This window comes from Chromobacterium sinusclupearum (genome assembly GCF_002902845.1).
Classification (GTDB): Bacteria; Pseudomonadota; Gammaproteobacteria; order Burkholderiales; family Chromobacteriaceae; genus Chromobacterium; species Chromobacterium sinusclupearum.
In genome coordinates, this window is record NZ_PPTF01000060.1 from 225,818 (window position 1) to 241,053 (window position 15,236).

At 63.2% G+C, this 15,236-nt stretch carries 11 protein-coding genes; 6 read left to right on the plus strand and 5 right to left on the minus strand.

Annotation, left to right across the window (positions count from 1 at the left end):
• Nucleotides 1–11: 11 nt before the first annotated feature.
• Together C2134_RS13065 and C2134_RS13070 are read right to left on the minus strand one after the other, a co-directional pair.
• A complete protein-coding gene (locus C2134_RS13065; RefSeq protein ID WP_103320607.1) occupies nt 12–1,115 on the minus strand; it encodes an anhydro-N-acetylmuramic acid kinase in 1,104 nt (367 codons plus the stop codon).
• Nucleotides 1,115–2,452: a peptidoglycan DD-metalloendopeptidase family protein gene (locus tag C2134_RS13070; RefSeq protein ID WP_103320608.1), complete on the minus strand. Its 1,338-nt coding sequence runs from the start codon at nt 2,450–2,452 to the stop codon at nt 1,115–1,117. Before C2134_RS13070 ends, C2134_RS13065 begins: the two co-directional genes overlap by 1 nt.
• A gap of 200 nt (nt 2,453–2,652) precedes the next feature.
• Here C2134_RS13070 and C2134_RS13075 point away from each other — a divergent pair, with 200 nt between their 5' ends.
• The 6 genes from C2134_RS13075 to C2134_RS13100 all read left to right on the plus strand — a co-directional run bounded on the left by C2134_RS13075 (nt 2,653) and on the right by C2134_RS13100 (nt 11,122).
• Nucleotides 2,653–3,651 (plus strand): hypothetical protein, encoded by a 999-nt coding sequence (locus C2134_RS13075; RefSeq protein WP_103320609.1) that lies wholly within the window; start codon nt 2,653–2,655, stop codon nt 3,649–3,651.
• 6 nt (nt 3,652–3,657) lie between these two features.
• Nucleotides 3,658–5,346 (plus strand): single-stranded-DNA-specific exonuclease RecJ, encoded by a 1,689-nt coding sequence (recJ, locus tag C2134_RS13080; RefSeq protein WP_103320610.1) that lies wholly within the window; start codon nt 3,658–3,660, stop codon nt 5,344–5,346.
• A gap of 113 nt (nt 5,347–5,459) precedes the next feature.
• Nucleotides 5,460–7,010: a DNA recombination protein RmuC gene (locus C2134_RS13085; RefSeq protein ID WP_103320611.1), complete on the plus strand. Its 1,551-nt coding sequence runs from the start codon at nt 5,460–5,462 to the stop codon at nt 7,008–7,010.
• A gap of 71 nt (nt 7,011–7,081) precedes the next feature.
• On the plus strand, nt 7,082–8,188 hold the full coding sequence (gene ddlA / locus C2134_RS13090) for a D-alanine--D-alanine ligase (protein WP_103320612.1): 1,107 nt from the start codon (nt 7,082–7,084) through the stop codon (nt 8,186–8,188).
• A gap of 245 nt (nt 8,189–8,433) precedes the next feature.
• A complete protein-coding gene (locus C2134_RS13095; protein WP_083340818.1) occupies nt 8,434–9,444 on the plus strand; it encodes a BMP family lipoprotein in 1,011 nt (336 codons plus the stop codon).
• Nucleotides 9,445–9,709: 265 nt separating this feature from the next.
• Nucleotides 9,710–11,122: a cytochrome P450 gene (locus tag C2134_RS13100; RefSeq protein ID WP_103320613.1), complete on the plus strand. Its 1,413-nt coding sequence runs from the start codon at nt 9,710–9,712 to the stop codon at nt 11,120–11,122.
• A 34-nt stretch (nt 11,123–11,156) separates the two neighbouring features.
• Here the strand turns inward: C2134_RS13100 and C2134_RS21570 are convergent, their stop codons facing one another.
• From C2134_RS21570 to C2134_RS13110, 3 genes are all read right to left on the minus strand, one after another.
• A complete protein-coding gene (locus C2134_RS21570) occupies nt 11,157–11,411 on the minus strand; it encodes a hypothetical protein (RefSeq protein ID WP_158248769.1) in 255 nt (84 codons plus the stop codon).
• Entirely contained in the window at nt 11,359–11,538 is a 180-nt protein-coding gene (locus tag C2134_RS13105) for a hypothetical protein (protein WP_103320614.1), read from the minus strand. The genes C2134_RS21570 and C2134_RS13105 overlap by 53 nt, the downstream gene beginning before the upstream one ends.
• A 606-nt stretch (nt 11,539–12,144) precedes the next feature.
• Nucleotides 12,145–15,234 (minus strand): ATP-binding protein, encoded by a 3,090-nt coding sequence (locus C2134_RS13110; protein WP_103320615.1) that lies wholly within the window; start codon nt 15,232–15,234, stop codon nt 12,145–12,147.
• Between the last annotated feature and the right edge of the window lie 2 nt (nt 15,235–15,236).

Consider the following 15,236-nt stretch of genomic DNA (forward strand, 5'->3'; position numbering starts at 1 on the left):
CCGTTTTCAGCTCACCGCGGATGCAACACGCCAAGAATGCGCGGGCCTTGCGCGCCGGTCACCGCCGGCAGATTGCCCGGCTGGCGGTGGACGAAGCGCCAGCCCAGCCAGGCGAAGGCGATGGCTTCGATCAATTGCGCCGGCATGCCCAGCGTCTCGATGGGCAAGACGCGCTGGCCATCCAGCAGGCGCGCGATCTGATTCAGCAGCGCGCCGTTGCGCGCGCCGCCGCCGCAGACGTAGACCGCCTGATTGCCGGGGCAGTGCGCCAGGATGGCGTCGGCGATGCTGCGCGCGCTGAAGGCGAGCAGCGTGGCCTGCACGTCTTGCGGCGACGGCATGGATTGCTGCGCCGCCAGCTTGGCTTCCAGCCAGGCGTCGTCGAACAGGTCTCGGCCGGTGCTTTTGGGCGGAGGCTGTTGCAGATACGGCTCGGCCAGCATGGCCGCCAGCAAGGGAGGGTGAATATTGCCGCCGGCGGCCCAGCGGCCATCGTCGTCAAACGGCTGCCCGGTATGGCGCAGACACCAGGCATCCATCAGCATATTGCCGGGGCCACAATCGAAGCCGATGGCGGGCTGGCCGTGGTGCAGCCGGGCGAGGTTGCTGATGCCGCCGATATTCAGGATCACCCGTTTTTCATCGGGCGACGCGAACACGCTCTGCTGGAAGGCCGGCACCAGCGGCGCGCCGTGGCCGCCGGCCGCCACATCGCGGCTGCGGAAGTCCGCTATCACGTCGATGCCGGAGAGCTCCGCCAGCCGCGACATATTGCCCAGCTGTATCGTGTAGCCGTCTTGCGGCGCATGGCGTATGGTCTGGCCGTGGCAGGCGATGGCGCGGATGGCGTCGGCTTGCAGGCCGGATTTGGCCAGCAATTCGCCAACGGTCTGGGCGTAGATTTCGGCCAGGCGCGCGGCCAGCGTTTCGCTGCGGTGCAGTTCATCGTGGCCGCGCGGCTGCAGCGCCAGGACGTCGGCCTTGATCTCGGCCGGATAGGGCAGGGCGTGGTCGGCCAGCAGCTCGGGGCGGCCGGCCTCGTCAAAGCGCACCAGCACGGCGTCCACGCCGTCCAGGCTGGTGCCGGACATCATTCCGATATATAGGTCGTTCATCAATCGATCATGGCAACGTTGGCCGGGATGCTCTGCAGCAGATTCAGCTTGGCGCTCAGCGCGACGCGTTTGGCGCCGAACTGGGCGAGCTGGGTCTGGCTTAGCCCCGGCGTGGGCAGGGCGTTGGTGGCCGGATCCACCGGCTGATCATTGATTCTAACCTCAAAATGCAGATGCGCGCCGGTGGAGCGCCCCGTGCTGCCGACATAGCCGATGATGTCGCCAGCCTTGACTTTGACGCCCGGCTTGATGCCCTTGCCGAAAGCGCTCATGTGGGCGTACAGCGTGGTCAGCCTGCCGTTGTGGCGTATCATCGCCACATTGCCGTAGCCGCTTTCGCGTTGCGCCTTCACCAGCTCGCCGTCGGCTGGCGCCACGATGGGGGTGCCGGCGCTGGCGGCGTAGTCGATGCCGGAGTGCATGCGCAGCGTGCGCAAGATGGGATGCTTGCGCAGGCCGAAGCCAGAGCTGATGCGGGCGCCGGCCACAGGCTGCCGGCTGAAGCCCTTTTTCACCGGCTTGCCGGCGGCGTCGTAGAAGGCGCCGCTTTCGCTGTCATGGGCAAAGTAAAAGGCCTGGTACAGTTGCCCCGCGCGTTGAATGGAAACCGCCAGCAGGTTGCCGCTGGCGATGGGGGTGCCGGCGTACACCATGGTCTCGTATACCAGATTGATGCTGTCGCCCGCTTTCAGGCTGGACAGCTCGAACTGGTCGGAGAACACTTCGGCCAGTTGATTGCGGATGTCGGCCGGCACGCGGGCGGCGGCCAATTCGCTGGCCGCGTTGCGTTTGATGGTGAGGGAGCGCACGGTTTCCATGCTGTCCGCCGCCACCGGATCGGCGCTGGCCTGCCATTTGCCGTCGCGTTGCTCCAGCGCCACCAGGTTTTGCTCGCCGTTGTCGTCATCCTGCAGGAAGCGCAGGCCGAACAACTCTCCGGCATCGTTGGTCTGCACTGACAGCGTCGCGCCGACTTTCAGCTTCAGCAGATTCTTGGCTTGGGCGTTGTCGCCGTAGAGCAGGGCGCGCACCTCGTTGGCGCGTATGCCCACGCGGTTCAGCACGCGGGCGATGGTGTCGCCGCGCTTGACGGACTCGTCGCGCCAGTAGCGCGTTTGGCTGTCGACAAAACGAAACTCCGGCAGCGCCAGCCGCTCCACCACCTGTTGCTGTAGGATCGGCGGCGGGAGGGTTTCCTGAGCGCCGTTGGCCACGGCGAAGGCGGTGGCGGTGCCCAGAAGCGGCAGGCAAGCGGCCGCGCCCAGCCAGCTCAGGTGGTGGTTGATCAAGCGGTCGGCGCACTTTTGCGGGATGTGTAGCAGTTTGCGATAATCCATCACTTTTCCAGGCGGGCGGCGGCCCGCCTTGATGCAAGATATTGACGAGGTTGGGCACCGCGGCGGCGAATGCCAAAGCGTGTTTGGCGAGCGGCCGGGGCGATAGTTCCAGCTAGATGCGACAGTTTGCCTGATATCATGGTCCCCGCCTAATTCCTATCGGCCAAAATGGCCTTTGCTTTCAATCATTTGGCAAGAAGATGAAACTGACTCTGTTATTGCCCGGCCTGTGTTGGCTGGATGCGCACGACGGCGCGGAAGTCAGCAAGGGGCTGAGCCTGCCTGCGCTGCAGCGGCTGCTGGGCCAAGGTGTCCTGCAGCGCCGCGGGCAGGGTTTTTCGGCCAGCATCGCCGGCCTATGGGGCGCGCCGCCGGCCGGTCTGGCCCGGCTCGCCGCGCGCCAGGCCGGCCTGGACGCGGGGGCTGGCGAGTGGCTGCTGGCCGATCCGGTGCATCTGCGCATAGACCGCGACCGCGCGCTGCTGGCCGATGTCGGCGTGATGCAGGTGGCGCGCGACGAGGCCGTCAAGCTGACCGACGCGCTGAACAGGCACTTTGGCGAGGATGGCCTGACTTTCCATCCGCTGCAGCCCGGACGCTGGCTGCTGCACGCGGCCAAGCCGCTGGCCGCCAGCTTCACGCCCTTGTGGGACGTGGTGGGAGAGGACATCAACCATCATCTGCCGCAGGGTGAAGCCGGCCTGGCCTGGAGCCGCATGTTGAACGAGCTGCAGATGCTGCTGTACACCCAGCCAGTCAACGACGAGCGCGAAATGCGCGGCGAACTCGCCATCAACAGCGTGTGGCTGTGGGGCGAGGGCCAGCCGGCAGCGTGGCGCGCGCCGGCGCCGCGCCTGTTGGCGGACGACGAGGTTTTGCACTGGCTGGCCGCTGAATCCGGCATGCAGGCGGACAGCGCGCCGTTCGCCTTCGATGGTTTGGAGGGCGAGGCGGACGCGCTGCTGGTGCTGGACGCCTTGCAGGCGGCGGCGCAATATCGCGACGCCTGGGGCTGGCGCGAGGCGCTGGAGCGCCTGGAGCGCGACTGGTTTGCCCCGCTGTTACAGGCTTTGCGTCGCAGAAAGCTGGCGCAACTGACGATTATCGCCACCGGTCCGGCCGGTTTTGAGCTGAGCATCGCGCCGGCGGATCTGTGGAAATTCTGGAAACGAGCGCGGCCGCTGGCGGCGCTGTATTGAGAGACCATGTCGCAAATCGTTACCCGAGAAGTCCCCGCCGAGCTGCAGCAGAAATTGCTGGGGCAAGGCCTGACGCCGCTGCAGGCGCGGCTGTACGCCGCCCGCGGCATTGTCGACAGCACGGAACTGGATTATGGCCTGAAAGGCCTGCTGCCTTATCAAACGCTCAAAAACGTCGAGACTATGGCGCGCCGCCTGGCCGATGCCATCGCCGCCGGCCAAAGGCTGCTGGTGGTGGCCGACTATGACGCCGACGGCGCCACCGCCTGCGCGGTGGCGGTGAAGGGCCTGTCCGCCCTGGGCGCGACCATAAGCTACATTGTCCCCAACCGTTTCGAGTACGGCTACGGCCTGACGCCGGAAATCGTCGAGCTGGCGGCGCAGAAACGGCCAGACATCATCGTCACCGTGGACAACGGCATCGCCAGCGTGGCCGGCGTCGAGGCCGCCAAGGCGCGCGGCATCGACGTGCTGGTGACCGACCACCATCTGCCGGGCGACACCTTGCCGGATGCCTTGATCGTCAACCCCAATCAGCCGGGTTGCGAGTTCCCATCGAAAAACCTGGCCGGCGTCGGTGTGATGTTCTACGTGCTGATGGCCTTACGGGTGGAGATGCGGCGGCGCGGGGTGTTCGACGAAAAGACCCAGCCCAATCTAGGCGAACTGCTGGACCTGGTGGCGCTGGGTACGGTGGCCGATGTGGTGCGGCTGGACCGCAACAACCGCACCTTGGTGGAAAACGGCCTCAAGCGCATGCGCGCCGGCCGGATGGCGCCCGGCATCGCCGCCTTGTTCCGCGTGGCCGGCCGCGCCCACTTCAAGGCCAATACCTTCGACCTGGGCTTCACGCTGGGGCCGCGGCTCAATGCCGCCGGCCGGCTGGACGATATGAGTCTGGGCATCGCCTGCCTGCTGTCCAGCAACGAAGAGCAAGCGATGCGGCTGGCGCAGGAGCTGGACAAGCTGAACCGCGAGCGGCGCGGCATCGAGGCCGGCATGCAGGACGAGGCGCTGGCCGCGCTGTCCGGCATCGACGCCGGCAACCGCTACACGCTGAGCCTGTATCGCGACGACTGGCACCAGGGCGTAGTGGGGATTGTGGCTTCCCGCTTGAAGGAGCGCTTCCATCGGCCATCCATCGTCTTCGCGCCCGGCGACGAAGGCGAGATCAAGGGTTCCGGCCGCTCGATTCCCGGTTTTCACCTGCGCGACGCGCTCGATCTGGTGTACAAGCGCCATCCGGGGCTGATCCTGAAGTTTGGCGGCCATGCGATGGCGGCCGGCCTGAGCCTGGATGAAAGCCGCTTCGGCGAATTTCAGCAGGCTTTCGAGGCGGTGGCGCGCGAGTTGATGGATGAGAAGCAGCTTACCCGCACCATTGAAACCGACGGCAGCCTGCCTGCGCGCGAATTGAGTCTGAATCTGGCAGAGACCTTGGCGGCCGAAGTGTGGGGGCAGGGCTTCCCCGTGCCTTACTTTCACGATCAGTTCATGGTGGTGAACCAGAAGCTGGTGGGCGACAAGCACTTGAAGCTGCGCCTGGCCCGCGAGGGCTGCGAATTTGACGCGATGCTGTTCAATCACGCCGATTGGCTGCCCGACCGCATCCAGGCGGTGTACCAGCTGATCGCCAACGAATGGCAGGGGCGCAAGGAGCTGCAGGTCTATCTGCAACACTGGGCGGCGGCGTGACGTAGGGCGGAAGCCCGGCAAAGCCGGGCGTTCCGCCTGTTTATGGCAAGCGATACATGGCGGATCGCCCTGTGGGCATCCGCCCTACGCCTGGCATCGATGGGGGAGATGGAATGGAAATGTTGATCATCGGCCTGCTGGTCGGTTTGATGGGCGGCGGCGCGGCCTGGTTTGCCGCGCGCAGCAGGGCGGCCAGGGAGCTGGCGCAAATCAGCCAGCAGGCCGCTCAGTTAGACGCGCAATGCCAGGGATTGCGCATGCAGCTGGACGAGGCGAGGGCGCGCGAGCAGGAGGCCGTCCGCGCGCAGCAAGCGCAAGCGCAGCAACTGGCCGACAGCCAGACTCAGCTTGGCGCCTATATTGCCCGCGCCCAGCGTGTGCCGGAACTGGAGAAGCAGTTGCAGGAGCGCGAGCAGGCGCTGGCCTCGGCTCAGCGCGAGTTGCGCGAGCTGGCGTCGCAACTCGCGGCGCGTGAGGAGCAGGGGCGGGTGCTGGAAGCGCTGGAGGCGCGCAGTCTGCAGCAGGGGCAGGACATCGTGCGCCTGACCGCGCGCGAGCAGGAACTGGTCACCACGCTGCAGCAGGAGCGCCAGCAGAGCCAGGAAAAGCTGGCTTTGCTGATGGAGGCGCGGCAGACCCTGTCCGACCAGTTCAAGGCCCTGGCCGGCGACATCCTGGAGGAGAAATCCAAGCGCTTCACCGAGCAGAATCAGCAAAACCTTGGCGCGCTGCTGACGCCGCTGCACGAGCGCATCCAGAACTTCGGCAAGCTGGTGCAGGACACCTATGACAAGGACAGCAAGGAGCGGCTGACGCTGGAAACCGAGCTGAAACGCTTGCAGGAGCTGAATACGCGCCTGGGCGACGATGCGGTGGCGTTGACCAACGCGCTGACCGGCGCCAGCAGCAAGGCCCAGGGCACCTGGGGCGAAATGGTGCTGGAGAAGGTGCTGGAGACCTCTGGCCTGACCAAGGATCGCGAGTATCGGGTTCAGGTGTCGGACACGCTGGAAACCGAGGACGGCAACAAGCGTTACCAGCCGGACGTGGTGATAGACCTGCCGGAAGGCAAGCAACTGGTGGTGGACTCCAAGGTGTCCTTGAACGCCTATGTCCGCTACACCGCCGCCGACAACGACGCCGCGCGCGAGGCGGAGCTGAAAGGCCATATCGCCGCCATCCGCGCCCATATCCGCGCGTTGTCGGAAAAGCGCTACCAGGACTTGTACAAGCTGAACACGCTGGACTTCGTGTTCATGTTCATACCCGTTGAGCCGGCTTATCTGCTGGCGGTGCAGCACGATATGAGCCTGTTCAACGAGGCCTTCGAGCGCCGCATCATGATCGTCGGCCCCAGCACGCTGCTGGCCACGCTGCGCACGGTCGCCAGCATCTGGCGCTATGAGTACCAGAACCAGAACGCGCAGGAGATCGCGCGCCAGGGCGGGGCGATGTACGACAAATTCGTCGGCTTCGTCGGCAATATGGAAAAGCTGGGCAAGCAGCTGGATGCCGGTCGCGACACCTTTGCCGATGCGATGAAACAGCTGTCCAGCGGCCGCGGCAACTTGATGACCAGCGCGGAAAAATTGCGCAAGCTGGGCATACGCAACAACAAGCAGCTGACCGCCCCGCTGCAGCTGGAGGACGATGGCGACGAGTAAGTTGTATTGCCCATGTCATGCTTGCGGAAGTTCGCTAAGATGAGTGCTTTTGAGCGAACAGGCGATGGCGCATGAGCAAGATACGGGTGGGTTTGATTTTCGGCGGGCAGTCGTCCGAGCATGAGGTGTCGCTGCAGTCGGCCAGAAACATTCTGGATGCGCTGGATAAAGACAAGTTTGAAGCATCGCTGATCGGCATCGACAAACACGGGCAATGGCATGTCAGCCAGCCGGCCAATTTCCTGCTGAATGCTGACGACCCGGCGCGGATCGCGCTGCGCCAGTCCGGTGATGGCGTGGCCCTGGTGCCGGGACAGAGCGAGCAGCAACTGGTGGCTGCCGCCGACGCGCATCCGCTGGCGCAGATCGACGTGGCGTTTCCCATTGTTCACGGCACCTTGGGCGAAGACGGTTCGCTGCAAGGCTTGTTGACCATGGCCAATATCCCCTTCGTCGGCGCGGATGTGCTCGGTTCGGCCATCTGCATGGACAAGGACGTGGCCAAGCGGCTGCTGCGGGATGCAGGCCTCAAGGTGGCGCCGTTCGTCACGCTGACGCGAACCCGCGCGGCCCAGGCGGATTTCGCCGCCATCGTCGCTCAACTGGGGCTGCCGCTGTTCGTCAAGCCTGCCAATCAGGGCTCGTCCGTCGGCGTGAGCAAGGTGCGCAACGAGGACGAGTTTCATGCGGCGCTGGCGCACGCGCTGCGCTTTGATCACAAGGTGCTGGTGGAGCAGGCCGTGACGGGCCGCGAGATTGAGTGCGCGGTATTGGGCAATGCCCATCCGCAGGCCAGCGGCTGCGGCGAGATCGCGCTGAACGATGAGTTCTATGCCTACGACACCAAGTATCTGAACGAAGACGGCGCCCGAGTGGTGGTGCCGGCCGATATCCCGGATCAAGCCTGCCAGCGTATCCGCCGCATTGCCGTTGAGGCCTTCCAGGCGCTGGAGTGCAGCGGCATGGCACGCGTCGATGTGTTCCTGACGCCGGATGGCGAGGTGGTGATCAACGAGTTGAACACCTTGCCCGGCTTCACCAATATCAGCATGTACCCTAAGCTATGGCAGGCCGCCGGCTTGTCTTACCGCGATCTGATCAGCGCCCTGATCGAGCTGGCCTTGGAAAAAGGCAGGCAGGACGCGGCATTGTGCCGCAGCGCGGAGCTGCCGATGTGAGCGCTTGTTTTTAGATTTTCAGACAATCTTATCTATATTTGTTTACACGAGGGGTGGTGCTGGGTAGAATCTCGCCGCTTCAATTGGCGAGTTGTATGCGCCGCCCGCGGGCGGCGCTTTGCATATGCCATCTGTCCCGTTCGCCGCGCTCCAGGGAGCTTAACGGCGCGACGCGTGCCTCGTTGAAGCGCCGGTTCGACCCGGTCGGCCGGCAGTCCATCTCAAAACTACTACTAGAAAAGTTGATGAAAATGACATTTGCGATCAAGACCGCAGCTTGCGCCGTAGCCGCAGCTCTGGTGGCCGGCCCGGCGCTGGCCAAGGACTTCTCCGTTGCCGTGGTCTACGACCAGGCCGGCAAGTTCGACAAGAGCTTCAACGAAGCCGCCTACACCGGCGCGGAACGCTTCAAGAAAGAGTTCAAGATTGATTACCGCGAAGGTCAGCCCACCAACGACGCGCAGAAGGACCAAGTGCTGCGCAATATGGCGCGCAAAGGCGCCGATCTGGTAGTGGCCGTCGGCTTCGCTTACACCCAGTCCATCGAGACCGTGGCCAAGGAATTCCCCAACACCAAGTTCACACTGGTGGATGCCGTGGCCAAGGGTCCCAATGTGCAGAGCATCGCCTTCAAGGAGCAGGAAGGCTCCTTCCTGGTCGGCATGGCCGCCGCGCTGAAGTCCAAAACCGGCAAGGTAGGCTACCTGGGCGGCATGGATGTGCCGCTGATCCGCGCCTTTGGCTGCGGTTACGCGCAGGGCGCCCGCTATGTGAATCCGAAGGCCGTCGTCCTGCAGAACATGCTGGGCACCACCCATACTGCTTTCAACGATCCGTCCCGCGGCAACGAACTGGCCAAGAGCCAGTTTGATCGCGGCGCCGACGTGATTTTCGCCGCCGCCGCGCTGTCCAATGTGGGCGTGATCCAGGCCGCCAAGGGCGCCGGCAAGTTCTACATCGGCGTGGACAGCAATCAGAACTACATGCAACCGGGCACGGTGCTGACCTCCATGGTCAAACGCGTCGACAACGCCGTGTATGAAACCATGCGCGACGCCAAGAACGGCACCTGGAAGCCCAGCGTCAAGCTGATGGGCCTGAAGGAAAACGGCGTGGATTGGGCTTTGGACAAGTACAACCGCGCGCTGATCACGCCGGAAATGGAAAAGAAGATCGTTGCCGCACGCCAGGACATCGTCGCCGGCAAGATCAAGGTGGTGGACTACCGCGCCAACAACAGCTGCCCGGTCAACTGATAATCGGTAGCCGCGTCAGACAAATAGCCTCGAAATAGCCTCGAGAGAGGCAATGCCGTTCACTGAAGCAAGTGAGCGGCATTTTTTTTGACGCGTCGCGTTAGCCGTGAGGACCATTTCCATGGTGTTTCTGCCCGTCAGGCGGGCCAAGGGGATTTGCCGGGTGCAAGCGGCTTTATTTTAAATGCATTTTGTTGTCGGGGTGGGTGGTCGTTTGTCGTTTTCACTGCGCACGGTCTGCAACAGGAGTGATATGATTTTACCCATGAAAACGTCATCTCATTCTTCCTGCCCCTTTCATGCTGGCGGTCAGCCGCCTGTTCCTACTCAGCATCCGATTGGCCGCTGGCCGCCCGGACCGAAGTCTGGCTTGACCGGCTGGGGGGTGCTTGGGCAGATGTCGCGCGATTTGATGGGCACGCTCGCGGGGTGGCAGCGCGAGTTTGGCGACTTGGTGCATGTGCGGACCTGGCCCGAGCATCAAATCATTGTGGCCGATCCGCAATTGGCGCGGGAGCTGCTGGTCAATCAGGCCGATGCGCTGCAGCGCTGGGAGCGCGCCTTGAGCGTGTACCGGCGCGTGCATGGCCATAGCGTGCTGATTGCGGAAGGCCAGGCCTGGCGCGATAAGCGGCAGGCTCTGCAACCGGATTTCACGCGCAAATCCGTTCAGGCTTTTTCTCCGTCGATCGTCGAGGCGGCGCGCCTCGCTTTCGAGCAATGGCCGGCGGGCGACAAGGCCTGGCCCATCGAGAGCGAACTGACTTCGCTGACGATGGAGGTGATTCTCCGCATGATGTTCTCCAGCGGCATGGGCGATGAGGCCCAGCAGGCGGAGGAGGCGGTGCATACCTTGATGGTGGCTTCCACCGCCGAATTATGGCGGCCGGCCAGCTTGCCGGATTGGGTGCCGTGGCAGCATAAAAGACGACGCGCGCGCCTGCTGCTGAATGGATTGATCGAACGGCACTTGCAGGCCCGGCTGGCTATGCCGCAGGATGCCTGGCCGGATGATTTGCTGGGCCGGCTGCTGCGCCTGCATCGAGAGCATCCGCAAGACTGGCCTTTGCAAGCGGTGCGGGACGAGTGCAAGACGGCTTTTCTGGCTGGGCATGAAACCGTTGCCGCCTCCCTGGTCTGGTGGTCATGGAACATGGCTGCCCACCCGGAGATTCAGGACCGGGCACGCGCCGAGGCGCAGGCGGCCTGGCCTGGCGCGGAAGGCGACGCGGTGGAGATGTCCGCTCTGCAATACGTGAGCCAGACGCTTCTGGAGTCCATGCGCTTGCATCCGGCGGTGCCGTTGCTGATGAGCCGGCGCGCAGTCAAGCCGGTAACGCTGGGGGCGTGGACTTTCCCGGCCAGAACGGTCTTTATGGTGCCCATGCAATTGATGCAGCATGACGCACGCTGGTTTCCGGAGCCGCTGGCCTATCGCCCGGAGCGATTCGATCCGGATGCGGCCAAGCCGCCGCTGGGGGCTTACCTCCCCTTTGGCGGCGGGCCGCGCGTGTGTCTTGGCCAGCATCTGGCTTTGGCAGAGATGACGCTGGTGGCGGCGCAGCTATTGCGTCGTTACCGACTGTCCATACCCGATGGCGCGTTGCCGCCTAAGCCGGTGTTCCATGTGTCGCAACGGCCTGATCAGCCATTGAGGCTGCATATCGAGCGGGCGTGAGGAATTCGATGCTTGCGCGGCGGCGGGTAGGCATTCACCGTTGCTGGCCATGGCGGATGGTGTCATTGCCGCTGATGGCATGTAATGATTGAATTGACTTGAGCATTTCCATTTTTGAAAATGCCAAGCCAAATCCAATTGGCATTTCTGGCTGGCGCGTCAGGCGGGTGATCGGCAATATGTGCAGCGGCAAAACCGTTTCTGTATTGCCGTTGCTATCTTGAAGATTATTTTTCTTATATCGCGGTGATGAAGGACTCGCCTTGATAGCTTGCTGTGGCGATGCCATAGGCCGAGCGGAAAGTCACCAGAAAGCGGCGGCCAATTTGCTTGATGGACAGTACTTCAAAAAGGACGGTGGCATTGTCCAGGTGTTGGGTGATTTTGTCGCCCTGTTTTAGTTCTTGGATTTTCATTTTATATTTCCTGCGGGCCATATTGATGGCCCTTGATAATGATCCTCGCGAAAAGCATGGTGAGAAATGCCATGGCTATGGCTTATGGAATCGGATTCCATATGGGATCGAGTAATGGTCCCTTGCTGCTTCAATCCATCTTTGGATAATCGATGTATTGCCGCTGCGGCATCTTGTTTTTATAACGGCAGACGAGAGCGACATTGGGTTGCAGCAAGTGCTGAGCCAGCTGCTGCGTGAAAGACAAGATGTGGCGGTGAGGCTATTCAAAATCTCAGCGCCATTATTGTTTTGATAGAATTTCAAACGAAATTCACAGGCAGGAACAAGGCGGGTACTTGGTCCGATGATCAACTCCATTACAGAGAATGTCAGCGGACGGATTTGTGAAGCTTGTCTTGTTTAGATAGGCACACAATTTTCCAATTATAAAGGAAAAATCTCACTTGTCAATATGGTGCTGCCAGAAGCGGTGATCCGGCAGGGCTTCAGGCGGATTTGTCACGCGCCTTTAACGGCAATTCTTCGTTGCTTCGCACTGGCAGTGCGTGCCATGCCAGTGCGGTGTGCCTCGCTTCGTTGCGAGATCCGCGCTGGCGCGACCGCTCAGCAAACATCAGCCGCCGCCAGCGGCAGACAGAACACGATGAAACGCCCGGCCGCGCCATGGCCGGAAACGCCTTGGCAACCCACTTGATTGAAGCGGCCGCGCGTTTCGCCATCCACGACTTCCGGGGTGCCCATGTCCACATGGCGGGACAGGTGGGTCAGATACGGCGTGATCTTGCCGACGATGGTATTGGCGATTTCCGCGCCCACGCTATCGGCGAGTCCGGCGATCTCCTCATCCGCGCAGTCCGGCTCAAAGCGCCGCGTCATTTCCAGCAGCAGCGGACGGTCAACTGAAATGCCCATGGCGATGTCGACGCCGCTGCGCAATGGCACCATGGCGGTGAATTCCAGCAGGTCCGCGGCAGCCAGTTGACGACTGCCGCCATCCAGCGCCACGGCCATTCCCAAATGGCCGCGGCAAAAATCCGCGGTAAGCTGCGCAAGCGGTTGCAGCAGCTCGCCGCCGGCGCCAGCCGACCGCGGGGGATGCCGCGGCTGCAGCGCAGCTTCATAGGGCAGGATGAAGCTCATGCGGGTGCCTTGGCCTATGGAGGATTCAATGCGTAGTTCGCCGCCCAGGCGCAGCAGCTCCTGGTGAGCGGCGGACAGGCCCACGCCGCGGCCGGATACGGCGTTGGCAGCGGAGGCGGTGGACAATCCATCCGCAAGCACCAGCCTCAGCGCTTCCTGATCGTTCATATCGCTAGCGTCGGCGATGCTGATCAGGCCCTTGTCGATGGCGGCGGCGCGCACCGCGGCCGGGTCCATGCCTTGCCCGTCATCCGTAATGGCGATCGTCAGCGTCTCGGCCGATGCCGAGATATGGCAGTGTATGGCGGCAAGTTCGCTTTTATCGGCCAGCAGGCGGGCATCGGCGTCTTCTATGCCGTGGTCAACCGCATTGCGGAACACATGGATCAGCGTTTTGCAGAATGCGCCGTAGCGCAGCGGGTCCACCAGGGGATCGTCGCCCTCGCACGTCAGCGGGGCCAATGGCTTGCCTTGCCGCAAGGCGAGTTGCTCTGCCGCCTTGAAATGCGGCGCGATCATCCGGCTGATAGGCACGAAGCGCAATTGCCGGACCAGCGCGGCCAGGCGGGAGTCTGGCCCGCAGGTCTGGCGCACCTCGGCTTCCAGGCCATCCAGAACCGGAGCGGGCACCTGGATCAGACGCTCTGCATCAAGATAATCGGGGCCGAGTTTTTCGCGCAGCACGGCCAAGTCCGCCTCCAGCGCCGCGCCCAGGTCGGTCTGGCCTAGGGCGAGTTTGATGTCGTTGACGTCCGCCTCCCGCTCCCGCAACGGATTCAGGCGGGACTCCAGCTCATGCAGGGCGCGCGGCAGAGTGGGCAGGCAGGCTTGAGCGAACAGGCCTTTGAAGGTATGGACGCGGCGAAACAGCTCGGCGAGCAAGGCCTTGGCATCGGGTTGGAAGTTCAGCAGATTGGGCAGCGCGCAGCGTCGGAAGTCATCGTAGTCGCGCAGCATTTCCAGCAGGTCATCGCGATTTTCCAGCGCGTTGACGATGAAGGCCAGCCGCAATTGCTCGCTGGCCAGGCGGGCTTGCAGCTTTTTCTGGGCGCTGACGTCAGTGAGGATCAGCATCATCTGATCGCCGCTCAGCAAACGGTATTCCGCTCGGAGAAATTGCTCGCCCAACTGATATTCCGCAGGCAATAGATTGAGATAGGCGTCGCGGCGCAAGTCGTTGTCAGCGCTGTCTAGGGCCAGGCGCAAGGTCTTGGCGACGAATTCGCGCTGCCCGGCGTCGTCAGGCGCCAGCAGCTCGGGCAGCGGCAAACCCTGGATTTCGCGGCCGAAGATGCGGGTGCATTCGCGGCTGTAGCCCGGGTGGATGCGCAGATCTGCGTCGAAGGACAGGAAGCCCTGCCCGGAGTTGTCCAGCAATCGGGCGACTTCTTCGCTCTTTTGCAACAAATCGCTCGTGCGTTGCCGCACGCGAGACTCCAACGCCTCTACCTGGCCGGCCAGCGCTTGGCGACTGGATTCCAGACTCAGCGCCAATTGGCCGATCTCGTCCTCGCTGGCGCAGGCAATCGGGTCGGTCAGATTGCCTTGTTTCAGCGCCAGCGCGGCGCGGGCCAGATCGAGTATCGGTTTGGTTAGCCGCTCCGAATAGAGTATGGCGCCTAGCGTGCCGATGGCTAGAGCAAGCAGGCCAAACAGGCCGGAATACAGAATCAGCTGGGCGATGGGTTCCCGAATGTCATTGCTGGAGGCGACGCCGATCAGGGTCAGCGGCCCGGCTTGTAGCGGGTGGTGGCGGATGACCAGCGAGCCGAATTGCTCGGGCAGATCGGCGGCGCGCCGCAGCTGTGACGTGACGGCATGGAAATCGGCAAGCGATTCCGCATTGCCATCGATGCGGGAGGGGACCGCGATGCCGCCATCCGGCAGCGAGGCGGCGATGGCGACGAAGCCATGGCCGCCGATATGCATTCTTTCGAACAATGCCCGCTGCACTTGGTCCAGGTCCAGCACCAGCGCGATGAATGCGCCCTGCAAGGCTGTGCCTTCCTTGAGCAGCGGGCGCTTGAGCACCAGGGCGTAGCGGTCCGATCCGCCATCCAGCCGCTTCAGGTTCAGGACGGAGACCCCGCCATCCGGCAGGCCGCGCAGCCAGCTTGCGACGGCGCGGGCGCCGGGCGTGGACTGGAGAGTGCCGCTGTCGTCATAGACCAGCTGATTGTTTCGCAGCAGCAGGATGTGCGCGATCCAAGGCTCGTGTGCCCGCGCACCCGCGAAATAGTTGCGCAGACTGGGCGCAAACACCGCCGCGAGGGCGGGATCGTTGAACATGGCTTCGGACAGCGGATTGGCGGCCCACAGGTTCAGATTCGATTCGCGCACGGCGAGGAAGTTGGACATCAAGGCGGCGCTCTGTTCCAAGCCTTGCGCCAGTTGGCGTTCCGACGCTTGGCGCAGCATGCTGGCCGCGGCCATGGCGATGACCAGCGTCAGCGCCCAAACCACCCCTACCACGATGAGGCAGGTCATCGCGATCAGTCTGGCGCGGATGGAGTGGCGTAGCCGGGCGCGTAGCGCATGGATCAGGAAGGGCATGG

What these genes read in the sequence shown, in the direction of transcription:
- C2134_RS13065 (WP_103320607.1), bottom strand. Translation starts at nt 1,115, where the DNA reads ATGAACGACCTATATATCGGAATGATGTCCGGCACCAGCCTGGACGGC.
- C2134_RS13070 (WP_103320608.1), bottom strand. Translation starts at nt 2,452, where the DNA reads ATGGATTATCGCAAACTGCTACACATCCCGCAAAAGTGCGCCGACCGC.
- C2134_RS13075 (WP_103320609.1), top strand. Translation starts at nt 2,653, where the DNA reads ATGAAACTGACTCTGTTATTGCCCGGCCTGTGTTGGCTGGATGCGCAC.
- recJ (WP_103320610.1), top strand. Translation starts at nt 3,658, where the DNA reads ATGTCGCAAATCGTTACCCGAGAAGTCCCCGCCGAGCTGCAGCAGAAA.
- C2134_RS13085 (WP_103320611.1), top strand. Translation starts at nt 5,460, where the DNA reads ATGGAAATGTTGATCATCGGCCTGCTGGTCGGTTTGATGGGCGGCGGC.
- ddlA (WP_103320612.1), top strand. Translation starts at nt 7,082, where the DNA reads ATGAGCAAGATACGGGTGGGTTTGATTTTCGGCGGGCAGTCGTCCGAG.
- C2134_RS13095 (WP_083340818.1), top strand. Translation starts at nt 8,434, where the DNA reads ATGAAAATGACATTTGCGATCAAGACCGCAGCTTGCGCCGTAGCCGCA.
- C2134_RS13100 (WP_103320613.1), top strand. Translation starts at nt 9,710, where the DNA reads ATGAAAACGTCATCTCATTCTTCCTGCCCCTTTCATGCTGGCGGTCAG.
- C2134_RS21570 (WP_158248769.1), bottom strand. Translation starts at nt 11,411, where the DNA reads ATGGCATCGCCACAGCAAGCTATCAAGGCGAGTCCTTCATCACCGCGA.
- C2134_RS13105 (WP_103320614.1), bottom strand. Translation starts at nt 11,538, where the DNA reads ATGAAAATCCAAGAACTAAAACAGGGCGACAAAATCACCCAACACCTG.
- C2134_RS13110 (WP_103320615.1), bottom strand. Translation starts at nt 15,234, where the DNA reads ATGCCCTTCCTGATCCATGCGCTACGCGCCCGGCTACGCCACTCCATC.